We start from the raw sequence: 12,340 nt of genomic DNA on the forward strand, positions 1-12,340 counted from the left end.
CCGCCAGCCTCCCCCTCATTCAGGGGGTCTTACGCGGCTTCCAGCGCACGAGCCATTTCTCCAGCAGGGCGATAATAGCGAACAATACAAGACTTAATAGTACAATAATAGCAATAGCAACAAACACATTGTCCGTATGATAGGCCGACTTCTGGAGCAGCATGTAATAACCAAGCCCCTTGTCCGCGCCGATCCACTCGGCGACGACTGCGCCCATTACGGCGTAGGTGGCAGAGATTTTAAGGCCGGAGAACAGGGCTGGCAGGGAGCCAGGCAGCTCCAGCTTGGTGAAGATCTGCCACTGGCTTGCGCCGGCCATCTTCATATAGTTCATCATCGTCCGGTCACTCTGCGCCAGGCCGCCCATCGCGGCGACTGCAACCGGGAAGAAGCAGACGAGTGTGATTAACACGATCTTCGGCAGCAGTCCGAAGCCGAACCAGATGACCAGCAGCGGTGCCAGGGCAATCGAAGGTACATTCTGGCTGAGGATCAGCAGCGGGTAGAGCGCCCGCTTGAGCCAAGGCAACAGATGCAGGAGCAAGGCTACGATCAGGCCGACGCCGGTGCCGATCGGGAAGCCGATTAGGGTAAGGCGCAGGGTTGCCGCGGTATGCGACCAGATGCTGGCAGCGTTCTCCGCAGAAGCGCGGAATATTGCGTCCGGGCCCGGCAGAAAATAGGCCTCGACCTGAAATGCAGATACGGCCATCTGCCAGATCCCCAAAAACAAGACGACCGCCACTAAGGGCGGCCAAATCTGCTTGAAGTACGATCTCACCGGTATTTCTCCGTCAGCTTATCCATGCTGATGCCATTCGGGTTATGGGCGATTTTAATCTGTGAAATGATGCTTGGGCTTCCGGCTTCAACAAGCGCTTCATGCATTTGGCGGACGACTTCAAGAAGCTCAGTGATCTCGCCTTCCATCGTAGTATCCAGCGCGTTCACCTGATGCTTCACACCTGACTTTTGAATAACCTCAATGGCTTTATCGACGTAAGGAATGGAATCCTCGCCGTTTGGTGTTTTTGGAATGACCTGAATGCTAAGCAGTGTATTTGCCACAATAATCAATCCTCTCAGTGTATTGGTATATCCAATTAATTCTCCGGCAAAAATTCATTAGTAAACGTGCTGTTTACATCCAGCTTCTGATCCAGCAGCTTCAGGCCGTACATCCAGTCGGCATAGTTCTGCCAGACCTCAGCCTTCTGCTCACCCCAGCGGGCAGCGTCATCCTTATATTTCGGGCTGAGCCATTTCTGGCTGGCCAGGACAAGCTTGGGATCCAGATCCGGTACAGCTTTGGTCAGGATGGCGGCCGCTTCTTCCGGCTTATCGATGGCGTACTGGTAACCTTTCGACGTCGCCTTGAGGAAAGCCTTCACCAGTTCAGGCTGCTCGGCGATTTCCTTCTCGCTTGTGGTCAGCACCGGCGTGTAATAATCAAGCTGAGGCGCATAATCCTTGAGGTACAGCATATCCAGCGGCTCTCCGCGCAGCTCGGCTTCAATACCGGTCCAGGCGTAGAAGATCCAGGCGAAATCAATATCGCGTTTCACGGCGGTGAAATAATCAGCTTCCCCGATATTCACCAGCTTGACCTTCTTTACATCTCCGCCTTCGGGGTCCATGATCGCCTTCATCGCAGCTTCTTCAGCAGGTGAACCCCAGCCTCCGTAGGTTTTGCCTTCGAAATCCTTCGGCGAAGTAATCTTACGGTCCTTCGGTGCTGCGAAACCGGATGTATTATGCTGAATGATAGCGGCAATAGATACGATTGGCACATTCTGCAGACGGGCCAGTGTCAGGGCTTCCTGGGCGCTGATGCCAAAAGCGGCTTCACCCGAGGTCACCATGGTATCGGCACCGGCTGCACCGGGCTGCACGATCTCCACATCAAGCCCCTCTTCCTCATAGTAGCCCAGTTCCTTGGCCGCATACAGGCCGGTGTGATTCGTGTTCGGCGTCCAGTCCAGGGCGACCTTGATTTTGGTCAGCGGTTTGGGCGCATCGGTTGCCGCAGCGGCGCTTGATTCCGGGGCAGTGGTACTGTCTGCTGCGGAGCTGCCTCCGTTGTTTCCGTTGTTGCTGCCGCATCCGGCAATGGACAGACTCAGGATGCAGGTAAGGCAGAGCATTAAGCTTTTTTTGACTCCCATTGTTCTTCTCGACTCCTTCCAGCAATCCCTAGTCTTCCAGTTTCTGAATAGATCCATTCTGATATGCCAAAAAAAGCGCCCCGAAGATCGGGACGCCATGTATTTGCGCAAGGTTGCAGGCTCCGGCCGCAGGGGGCCGGGAAGCATTTAAGATTCCTACGCTGGCATTATCCAGATCAGGTGTAAGGGTCAGTATCTTGCGGGATACAATCTCAGCCGGCCAATTCCAGCACCCCTGATTCTATGAAGTTTGCGGGTATTGCTTGTTCTACGCTGTATTATAGCGGCCTGCCCCGGGGTTGTCTAGTAGCGTTCCCTTCAATCCTTGGAAAAGAACCGCTTCCTGCGGCGGCTGCGGAACCCGTTCCACAGCTCCTTGAGGGTCAGGAAGATGCTGACGGCAATCCCTGTAAAAGTGACGAACAACGCCAAATATTCAAAGGGGGAGTAGCTCAGCATTTTGCTCCAGTCGATCCTGCCCTTTAAATCTTCGATCACCTGATTCATGCCGTAGATGCCGCTTACGACCGTAAATACAGTAAGGATCATCAGCAGCGTATCCCGGCGTTTGGCCTGGAATTTATCCTGGTATTGGAACAGATCATTCAAGGTCATCTTCACTTCCTCGAACAATGCGTCATTGCCGTAGACCTTGCGCAGCTGGAAGAAAATCTCCCGGCCCTGTGACTGCGAGATCAGCTCGAGGAAATAGAATTTAGCCGAAAATTTGTTGATCAGAAAGATCAGATTCTCAATTTCATCATAGTCGTGGTTGATACGCAGACGGGAGTGCAGATTAGCCAGCTTGAGCAGAACGATTTTATGAAAAATGCTCAGCAACAGCCCGTAATAATATTGGCCGTACATCTGGTTGATGAGCTGGGTAGCGATCTCAGGCTCCGCCCGGCTTAAGCAGCAGAAGGTCTGTTCATTGGTCATGTAGTAGGTGTCTGGACCCCAGCGGTTATACGAATGTTCCCGGACGTAGTTCTCTATGTACTCCGGATCGCTGGCGCTAATGTAAGGATTGCCGCTCAGATCCAGTCCGTCCAGCTGGGATGCACGGTAGCGTATCTCCGCACTGAGCTCATCCTGGCTGTCCTGGCGGTTGAAGCCGTAAAAGGCCTGAACCATCATCCGCTCATCGACAAAAAAAGGCAAGGTTTCAAAATAAGCGCCGTCGATTTCCGTTTGATCGAGAAACGGCTCCAGGCCGGGCGTCAGATTCCTGAACACAAAATCCTCTACCTGCTGAAAGGACTTGTTGTCACAGTGAATATGCGTCTGCTTGTCCTGAAAGGAGGAATCCTCCAGAGTGCGGAACCGGTCGGCGAATTCCAGCGCCGTGCTGAACGGCAGCGTCTCTTCTTCAATGCGGACCCGCACGGTTAAGAATCCTAGCTGAAACGGGCAGATGAATACATCCGTCGACAGCACCCTGAAATGGACGGATTGCTGGGGCATCTCCAGCCGACAGGGCAGGTCGTTGACCTTTGAGAATCGGCGGAAGGAATCCTCATCCTTCTCGCGCGGGAATAGTACGTGGGCTGCGAACGGCAGGTAGCTGCGCTCCATTTTTTCATGGGACACGCAGTAGCCTTCTCCGTAATAAGCATCCTCGAGATCTTTGTTATCCAGAAAAAATCGTGTAAAGCCATCCTGCAGAAGCTGCCCGGCCAGCGTGTTATCCTCCCCGTCTTTGATAGAGAAGGGGAATATAAATTGCATTAGTGCGGTATGTAATGCCGGTTCGGCAGACACGGTCAAAAGCTTAGTCATGAAGGTTCCACCTTGTACACAGGATATCGGTATGTTCTATATTACCCTAACTTCCACACAGCAAAGCTTAGCGGAAACAATTGCCGGTATAAAGAGGCAGTAATCTGTCTGGTGCCGGGTGCCGCTTCCTGCCGTTCATGGATTTGTCCCGGATTCAATACGAAGGGAGCGGGTACACTATAGTGAGTACGGTTTTATCATAATCCAAACTGCGGAAGTGGATATATACATTTATATCTGCATGATTTTTGAAAGGAGCTGTTTCGTCAATGGATAACAAAGAGCTGGAGCAGACAATTATCAAGGCGCTGGATGACAATAAGTTCGGTTCCTTCGGTACGATCGAAGCCGGTAACAAGCCTAAGGTGCGTTATATGGCGGTATTTCATGACGGATTAAATATTTATCTGGCAACTAACCGCAAAACGCATAAAGTAGAGGAGCTTAAGGATAATCCGAATGCTTTTCTGCTGCTTGGTTATGAAAAGGGCGGCGGCAAGGATGTGCTGGAGATTGAGGCAAGGGTTGCGGTTACGAAAGACGACAGTCTGCGCTCGAAGATCTGGAATAAATCGCTGGAGGAATGGTTTAAGGGACCGGATGATCCGGACTATGTAGTTCTTGAGCTTGAGCCTACACGGATAGAGTATATGGGCAAGAATAAGGAGCATGGTGTTTGGCAGGCTGGCGCCTCGGTCAGCCAATAACAGCCGGACAGCTGTTTTTCTATAAAAGAAAGGTCACAGCCACCCGCAGACTCTGGTTTGCAGGTGGTTTTTTGTATAACCTTGTCATCCTGTGCCTGCACGTGGTTGAAAATTGGTAAATCATGATATAATGACTTGACCTCAGTTTGTCATTTGATGCGAAGGAGGATGTCTATGAACTGTAAGGACTGCTCTGCAATTGAGCCGGTGGAGGATGAAGGAGAAATCCGGTTTCGGCCTTTTACCTTCGTACTTGCCTCCGCTTTACGGGCTGCAGGAGTAGAGTTTGCAGGCACGAAGAATACGGGGAAAATTACGTATACATCCCGGGAGGCGCTTTTTGACCTGTTAAAGCTGCTGAATTTACTCCAGAAACAACTGGATACCTCGCTGGATTTATGTATAAACAGCAAGACGGGTAAAGGATCGGCAGAACGTTGGGTTTCCTTGGATCAATTAGAAATAAGGTTCGCCAATGACAATCTGATTTCCATCATTTCCAACCATGATTTTACCAGTCATATGCAGCCTATTGTGAATTTTAATGAAGAGATTGTAGGTTTTGAGCTGCTGCTGCGGCCGCTGCCGCAAGGAAGTGTATTTCAGCCGTATGAGCTGTTCGAACTTGCCCGCCAAACCGGCTTTCACTCCTTTTTGGACCGGGCTGCGCGGATCTCGGCTATTGAGACCAGTGCAAGACTGCTGCCCAAAGGCATCAAGCGGTTTATTAATTTTCTGCCTTCTTCTATTTATAATCCCAGTTTTTGTCTTACACATACCTTTGAAGCTATATCGAGACTTGACCAGAACCCGGAGGATTTCGTATTTGAAGTTGTCGAGACAGAACGTATTCATGACATGAGTCATCTGCAGGCGATTTTTAGCGAATACCGGAAACAAGGCATGCGGGTTGCCCTCGATGACGTCGGTGCCGGCTATTCTACGGTAGAGGTCATGTCCAGTCTCCAGCCGGATTATGTTAAGATTGACCGGGCTCTGATTAGCTATTGTGATCAAGATACAGTGAAACAGAAGGCCATCAACGATATCCTAAACCGGGCTTCAGCTTTCGGAGCCGAAATACTCGCCGAAGGTATTGAGCGGCGTGAAGAGTTCCTGTACTGCCGGGATATCGGCATTCAGCTGGGCCAGGGGTATCTATTCGGTAAACCGGAGGACAAGCCCCCGGCGAATTTCGGATTTATTGCATAAGGTCATCATTTACATACTCCCCGGAGCGCAGACGCTTTATCGCCCGCCCCGGGGGTTATTTGCTGAAGAAACGGATACCGTCCTTAGGGGAAGGGAACTCCGTTTCTTCTTGTTTGGGCATTTTCTTAAGGAAAGGATCTGAAGCTGTATGAGCGTTACACTGCTGTATGTGGAGGATGACCGGGAGATTGGCAGTGCAGTCTCTGCGGATCTGCGGGAACGGGAATATGCTGTCCGCTGGCTGGAAAGCGGTGAGGGTGCAGTGGAGGCGGCTGCCGGCTGCCAACTGGCGGTTCTGGATGTGATGCTTCCCGGACTCGACGGGTTCACAGTGGGACAGCGGCTGAAACGGGCGTATCCCGGCTTGCCGATCCTGATGTTATCCGCCCGTGCTTCGATCGACGACAAGCTGCAGGGACTGGAATTCGCCGACGATTATCTGACAAAGCCTTTTCATCCTGATGAATTGGCTGCACGGATAGAGGTCCTGCTGAGACGGACCGGCGCTGCCGAGCCTTCGCCGCTGGTACTTAAGCATCTTATTGTATATGAAGGAAATAATGTCATTCAGGAGGCTGCAACCGGCCGGGAGATTCTGCTGACCGGCAAGCAGTTCCAGATATTCACCTATCTGCTGCGTCATCTCGGCCAGATTCTGACCAAGGAACAGATTTATGAAGCGGTCTGGGGCGAAGCCTATATGGAGGGTGACAAAACACTGATGGTTCATATCCGCTATTTGCGTGAGAAGCTGGAGCTTGATCCGGCAGCCCCGGAGATTATTGAGACCGTACGGGGCATCGGCTACCGGGTGAGAGCATGAGAAGAACCGGGCAGCTGCGCAAGCTCCAAAGCTCATTGCTCACCCGCTATTTACTGATTATTATCGTTGCCTTGCTGTTTATACCTGTCGTGCTGCCTTTGTCTTTGGCGGGGTACGATATGTACAACAGCTGGGCGGGTGAAAAACCGCCGGAGGAATATGCGTTGTATTCCAACATCGCCGGGCTTGAGGAGATGTGGCATAAGGAAGCGCTGGAGCTTCACGGGCAAATACCGGAAGCGATCAGCAGCCGGCTGCAGAAACTTGGCCGCAGCTACCCGCTGGCTAGGATGTTCTGGGTGGACGGGCAGGGCAAAACCCGGCTTACACTTACACCGGATGATCCCCGGATGCGGGAGGAGCTCAGCACCGGTATGATTCCGCCGCAATGGAGCGCGGCGGAAGCGATCGCCTTCATGAAAGAGAGCGCGAAGCAGGACCCGCTGGCGATAGTCGCGTTTGTGGGTGATGAGATGGATGCTGGTGAAGGTTTTATGGTCATGCAGATTCCGGCTGTTGTTACGAAGGCTTATCAATTTAAGAGTGTAGGTTCAAGGTACGTTATTGTTCTGCTGGTATTTTTCGCCCTGTTTGTTGCCGTTTCCTGGCTCTTCTTCATCGGCATCCGCAAGCGGCTGCTCCGGCTGCAAACCGCCATGAGCTTTACGGGAGGTGCAGGCATTCCGCAGCCGATAGCTTCCGGCAGGGCAGATGAGATCGGCCGCCTTGAGGAGGCTTTTAACTCTATGGTAGCCGAGCTTTCCGCCAGCCGTCAGCGCGAGATGGAGGAGGAAGGGCTGCGCAAACGGCTGGTATCGGATCTGTCCCATGATTTGCGCACCCCGCTGACTGTAATCCGCAGTCATCTTCATGTTCTCGGTAAGGAAGCTCTGTCTCAGCGCGGACAGGAATCACTGCAGCTGATGGATGTCAGAATTGACAGCCTTAGCGGCCTGATCGAGAATCTGCTGTCATACAATCTGCTCAGCAGCGGCCGGATGACCCTGAAGCTGGAGCAGAAGGATGTGCTGCGGGTGCTTCGGGAGAGTGCTGCTGCCTGGTACCCGCTATGGGAGAAGGAAGGCTTTGAGGCGGCGGTTGATCTGGAGGCTGAGCCGCTGTATTGGGTCATTGATGAAAGCTGGTTCCGCCGGATTCTCGATAACCTCTTCCAGAATATTGTGCGCCACGCACATGACGGGCAGTATGTCGGGGTCCGGGCGGATGTCCGGGAGGGAAAACGTGTGATTGTGATTTCGGATCACGGCAAGGGGATGGATAGCGCTTCAGAATCCAAAGGTGCAGGACTCGGCCTGTCCATTGTCGACTTACTGCTGAAACGAATGGAGCTGGAGTGGAGAATGGACAGCTCACCGCAGGGGACCTCCATTGTGATCGGCCAGGCTCCGGAGCGAAATTTAAACAAAATTTAAACTTGCACCAGCCGCTGCTTTAACCTCGGGACGCTATGCTAGATACCGGGGTGAAGAACAATGAAGCAAACAGTGATCAAAACAAGTGATTTATTGAAAATCTACCGCGGCCGGGCCGCGGTGGAGCATCTGGACCTGAATATAGGGAAAGGGGAAATCTACGGGTTCCTCGGACCGAACGGCGCCGGCAAAACAACGACCATCCGCATGCTGTTAGGGCTGATCAAGCCGACCTCCGGCCGGATTGAGATCTTCGGCCAGGAACTGCGGAAGCATAAGTTGCAGATCCTGCGCAAGGTGGGCTCACTCGTAGAGTCTCCTTCCTACTATGGGCATCTGAGTGCGGTGGACAATCTGGAAGCGATCCGCCGGATTCTGGACGTGCCCAAAAGCCGGATTGCCGAGGTGCTGGACATTGTGTCCTTAACCGGTGAAGAGAAGCGTCCGGTCAAGGGGTTCTCGCTCGGGATGAAGCAGCGGCTGGGCATAGCAGCCGCACTGCTGGGCAGCCCGGAGCTGCTGATTCTTGACGAGCCGACGAATGGCCTCGATCCTTCAGGGATCCAGGAGATCCGTTCGCTGATTAAACGGCTTCCCGGAGAGCAGGGAATTACCGTGCTGGTATCGAGCCACCTGCTGAGTGAAATCGAGCAGATGGCCGATACTGTCGGCATTATCCGCCAAGGCAAGATGGTCTATCAGGACACGATTGCCCATCTCCAGGAACAGGCGGCCGGGGAGCTTAGGCTGGCTGTGTCCGAACCCGAAGCTGCGCTGGAGCTGGCGAAGCGCAGAGGCTGCGGCGGCTCCCTGCAGGAGAGCCGGGTGGTGCTGCCCCGGATGAGCGATGCCAGAGTGGCGCTCCTGATTAAGGAACTGGTGGAGAACGGACATGCGGTTTACCGGGTGGAAGAACACCGGCAGTCACTGGAGCAGTTCTTCCTGCAGGTGGTTGAGGGAGGCGCATCATGATGTGGCGGGCATTGTCAGCGGACTGGCTGAAGATACGCGGCAAGGGGCTGTGGTTTCTGGTCTTTCTGGGCCCGCTTGGGCTTACTCTGATGCAGGGGCTGAACTTCGGGATACGCTATGATTATTTGAAGGACCAGTATCGTGCAGACCTATGGGGCGGACTGCTAAGCAATGTGGCCGATTTCGTGCCAGTGGCCCTGTATCTGGGAGGAACGCTGATCTGTTCACTGGTCGCGAATGTTGAGCATCAGATGAGTTCGTGGAAACAGCTGCTGGCTTTGCCAATCTCACGGATTTCGGTCTTTATGGCCAAGCTGCTGCTCTGTCTGCTGCTCCTGGCCTGTTCCTGTCTGCTGCTGTCAGCAGGAACCCTGGCCTTAGGACTGATCCTCGGGTTCGGCTCACAGGCGATCCCCTATCCGGATATTCTGCGGATCGGTTTATCTTCTTATGCTGCCGCACTGCCTGTGATTGCGCTGCAGCTGTGGTTCTCGCTGTCGAGCCGCAATCAGACCCTTCCGGTAGCCCTCGGCATTACCTTGTCGCTGTTCAGCCTGTTCGCAATGTTCCTGTCTGAATGGGTACCTTTGACATGGCCTGCCTTGGCTTGGAGTGCGGCTTCACCGTGGCAGTTCATCGTATCCGGTCTGCTCCTTGGCCTGCTGGTGATGATGTCCGGAGCCCTTCATTTTGTGCGAAAGGATGTGGACTAACGATGCAGAGCTTCCTACGAATTCTCTCGGCGGAGAGATTGAAGATGTCGAAGTCCTACGTCTGGCTGCTGGTTCTCGTCAGTCCGGCGGTTGCACTGCTTGTCGGAGCGATGGCCAATATACAGCAGGATGGGGAGGTAATTACCTGGCAGTTGCTGCTCAATGTCATGTCCTTAGTCCATGCTTTATTGTTTCTGCCGGTACTTTCAGGGATCTTCGCCGCGTTGATCTGCCGTGCCGAGCATAGCGATGGCGGCTGGAAAATGCTGCTCTCGCTTCCCGTAACAAGGAATTCTGTCTACCTGGCTAAATTCACTTTAATTATGCTGCTGCTGGCGTCCGTACAATTGGTCTTTCTTGCAGCGCTGCTGGGAATGGGTATATACCGCGGGGCTGAAGGGGCTGTACCCTGGGCGATGTTGTTCTCCAGCCTGGCCGGAGGCTGGTTTGCCTGTTTGCCGCTTGCGGCACTGCAGCTGGGAGTATCTCAAGGCTGGAGTAGCTTCGGTGCACCGCTGGCGGTGAACGTAAGCCTGACCATACCGAATATGCTGATCGCTAACTCGTCGACTTATGGTCCGTACTATCCATGGGTCCAGCCTTTACTGGCCATGTCACTGTATGGGGAAGACAAATTTGGCGCCTTTAGTCTGCCGGGGGAGACGCTGATGCTCGTAGTGTCGGGCAGTCTGCTTTTATTTTTGACCGCAGGCCTTCTCTTCTTCCGGCGTAAGGCTGTCTAACCGCCCATTCCCTGCAGCCGCTGTGCTTTTTGCTCCGGAAGCCTTCTCCATGGACATCGTGTAAAGTTTTTTCTATAATTAATCGTAGAAGATCTTATTAACGACCGGTGTAACCGGAGAAGCATAACTAGGAGGGCGAGAGCATGGAGCCGGCGGCACTTGAAGAATGCGACAACACATGCAGTGGTTCGGAGCTGGGGCCTGAGACTGCGGCGCTCATTCTGCCTGACCGGGGAACCACGGATAAAATGGCGGAGATGTTCAAAGCGCTGGGCGACCCTACAAGGGTAAGGCTCATCTACGCATTGTCGCAGAGAGAGCTGTGTGTCCACGATTTGTCCTCCATCCTGGACATGGGGCAATCGGCGGTATCCCATCAGCTCCGCTATTTGCGTAATCTGCGGATTGTGAAGCGCCGCAAAGAAGGCAAAACGGTATATTATTCGCTGAACGATGCGCATGTCGAGCAGATTTTTCTGCAGACGCATGAGCACATCCGGCACGAATAGATGGGCTAGACGGAAGAAACCGTCCCTAACGGCTAATAAGCCTGAGGGACGGTTTCTTTTTGGTATGAATCAGGCAGGCCTATACTTTCAAATGGTCATGCTGTAGGGAAGAGTTCTCCACTTGCAGGGTGGCATGCTGAATGCCGAACCTCTTCTCTACGAGGCGGACGGCTTGCTGCAGAATGTCCTGCTGGCTGCTGTGATCCTCTATCCGCAGATGGGCGCTCAGTGCATCAAGTCCTGATGTGATACTCCAGATATGCAGATCATGAACATCAATGACGCCATTGATATTCAGCAGCTCTCTTCTGACATCATCGGAATTCACGGTAAGCGGGGTGCCCTCCATCAGGATATGGAATGCCTGCCTGATTACGCTCCAGGCGCTCCGCAGAATGAGCAGCGCCACAATTACGCTGATTATGGGATCAGCAATGTACCAGGAGAATACATTCATGACAAGCCCGGCAAGCAGTGCCCCTACAGAGCCAAGGGCATCGCTGACAATATGAAGATAAGCGCTGCGGATGTTGATATTCGCGGTTCCGCTGCTTTTGCGCATTAGCGACCAAGCGCTGAGGAGGTTGGCCAGCAATCCGACTGCGGCGATGATTATCATGGTGCCGCTGGCAACCTCCGGAGGCGCATTGAAGCGCTGGAATGCTTCCCACAGAATAAAGCCGGCAATGACAAACAAGGTAACCCCGTTGAACAGGGCGGCCATAATTTCGAATCTGTGAAACCCGTAGGAATTCTTCGCGGTTGGCGGCTTGGCGGCAAAGATCATGGCAACAAGACTTAAGGCCAGGGATGCGGTATCGCTCAGCATATGCCCGGAGTCTGATAGCAGAGCAAGGCTGTCTGTAACAAGTCCCCCGAAAAATTCGAGCAGCATAATACCGCCGGTAATAAGTAATGCGATCAGCAGACCGTTCCGGTCACCGGGCGAATGAGAGTGTGCATGACCATGCCCGTGACTATGCCCGTGACTATGACCATGACCATGATCATGACTGTGGTCGGCATGTGTATGATCATGATCATGAATAGGATGATTCATAGAAATACCCCTTCCTCGAATAACATATGAATGATTGCTCATATATTAATATTATCCTTGTTGAGCCGTATTTACAAGGCTAAACTTTCCAGTTGAGAACGGATGCCTGTTCTGGTTATGAAGAGCATAGGCGATTTCATTAGCATCCTAAAATAATGGAGAAACTATACAAATCCTGCGTTGACACTGCAAGTTTAACAGGAATATAATGTGTTTAAGTTAAC

At 52.8% G+C, this 12,340-nt stretch carries 13 protein-coding genes and 1 riboswitch; of the genes, 8 read left to right on the forward strand and 5 right to left on the reverse strand.

Translation table 11 applies throughout. From position 1 onward, the window contains the following. Positions 1-19: 19 nt before the first annotated feature. The 4 genes from L6H70_RS19280 to L6H70_RS19295 all read right to left on the reverse strand — a co-directional run bounded on the left by L6H70_RS19280 (position 20) and on the right by L6H70_RS19295 (position 3,944). Positions 20-781, reverse strand: coding sequence for an ABC transporter permease (locus tag L6H70_RS19280; RefSeq protein WP_236335665.1), 762 nt, complete (start codon positions 779-781; stop codon positions 20-22). Then, entirely contained in the window at positions 778-1,068 is a 291-nt protein-coding gene (locus L6H70_RS19285) for a thiamine-binding protein (RefSeq protein WP_236335666.1), read from the reverse strand. The genes L6H70_RS19280 and L6H70_RS19285 overlap by 4 nt, the downstream gene beginning before the upstream one ends. 35 nt (positions 1,069-1,103) lie before the next feature. Continuing rightward, entirely contained in the window at positions 1,104-2,165 is a 1,062-nt protein-coding gene (locus L6H70_RS19290; protein WP_236335667.1) for an ABC transporter substrate-binding protein, read from the reverse strand. Positions 2,166-2,301: 136 nt separating this feature from the next. Continuing rightward, positions 2,302-2,412, reverse strand: a riboswitch (TPP riboswitch). Positions 2,413-2,483: 71 nt separating this feature from the next. Further along, positions 2,484-3,944, reverse strand: coding sequence for a hypothetical protein (locus L6H70_RS19295; RefSeq protein WP_236335668.1), 1,461 nt, complete (start codon positions 3,942-3,944; stop codon positions 2,484-2,486). 269 nt (positions 3,945-4,213) lie between these two features. Between L6H70_RS19295 and L6H70_RS19300 the strand changes: the two genes are divergently transcribed. The 8 genes from L6H70_RS19300 to L6H70_RS19335 all read left to right on the forward strand — a co-directional run bounded on the left by L6H70_RS19300 (position 4,214) and on the right by L6H70_RS19335 (position 11,056). After that, positions 4,214-4,651: a pyridoxamine 5'-phosphate oxidase family protein gene (locus L6H70_RS19300; protein WP_236335669.1), complete on the forward strand. Its 438-nt coding sequence runs from the start codon at positions 4,214-4,216 to the stop codon at positions 4,649-4,651. 174 nt (positions 4,652-4,825) lie between these two features. Further along, positions 4,826-5,863: an EAL domain-containing protein gene (locus L6H70_RS19305; protein WP_236335671.1), complete on the forward strand. Its 1,038-nt coding sequence runs from the start codon at positions 4,826-4,828 to the stop codon at positions 5,861-5,863. A 148-nt stretch (positions 5,864-6,011) separates the two neighbouring features. Next, positions 6,012-6,686, forward strand: coding sequence for a response regulator transcription factor (locus L6H70_RS19310; protein WP_236335672.1), 675 nt, complete (start codon positions 6,012-6,014; stop codon positions 6,684-6,686). Next, on the forward strand, positions 6,683-8,119 hold the full coding sequence (locus tag L6H70_RS19315; protein ID WP_236335673.1) for a sensor histidine kinase: 1,437 nt from the start codon (positions 6,683-6,685) through the stop codon (positions 8,117-8,119). Before L6H70_RS19310 ends, L6H70_RS19315 begins: the two co-directional genes overlap by 4 nt. 60 nt (positions 8,120-8,179) lie before the next feature. Then, positions 8,180-9,091 carry an ABC transporter ATP-binding protein gene (locus L6H70_RS19320; RefSeq protein ID WP_236335674.1) on the forward strand — a complete coding sequence of 304 codons (912 nt, stop codon included), beginning with the start codon at positions 8,180-8,182 and terminating at the stop codon, positions 9,089-9,091. Further along, positions 9,088-9,804 carry an ABC transporter permease gene (locus L6H70_RS19325; protein WP_236335675.1) on the forward strand — a complete coding sequence of 239 codons (717 nt, stop codon included), beginning with the start codon at positions 9,088-9,090 and terminating at the stop codon, positions 9,802-9,804. The genes L6H70_RS19320 and L6H70_RS19325 overlap by 4 nt, the downstream gene beginning before the upstream one ends. A gap of 2 nt (positions 9,805-9,806) precedes the next feature. Continuing rightward, the gene (locus tag L6H70_RS19330; protein ID WP_236335676.1) at positions 9,807-10,547 is read left to right on the forward strand and encodes an ABC transporter permease; all 741 of its coding nucleotides are present in this window, start codon (positions 9,807-9,809) and stop codon (positions 10,545-10,547) included. A 143-nt stretch (positions 10,548-10,690) separates the two neighbouring features. Then, positions 10,691-11,056, forward strand: coding sequence for an ArsR/SmtB family transcription factor (locus tag L6H70_RS19335; RefSeq protein ID WP_054943168.1), 366 nt, complete (start codon positions 10,691-10,693; stop codon positions 11,054-11,056). Positions 11,057-11,135: 79 nt separating this feature from the next. Here the strand turns inward: L6H70_RS19335 and L6H70_RS19340 are convergent, their stop codons facing one another. Further along, complete coding sequence (locus L6H70_RS19340; RefSeq protein WP_236335677.1) at positions 11,136-12,116, reverse strand: cation diffusion facilitator family transporter; 981 nt, start codon at positions 12,114-12,116, stop codon at positions 11,136-11,138. Positions 12,117-12,340 lie beyond the last annotated feature (224 nt).

Origin of the sequence: Paenibacillus auburnensis, assembly GCF_927798115.1 — a bacterium.
Classification (GTDB): Bacteria; Bacillota; Bacilli; order Paenibacillales; family Paenibacillaceae; genus Paenibacillus_AQ; species Paenibacillus_AQ auburnensis.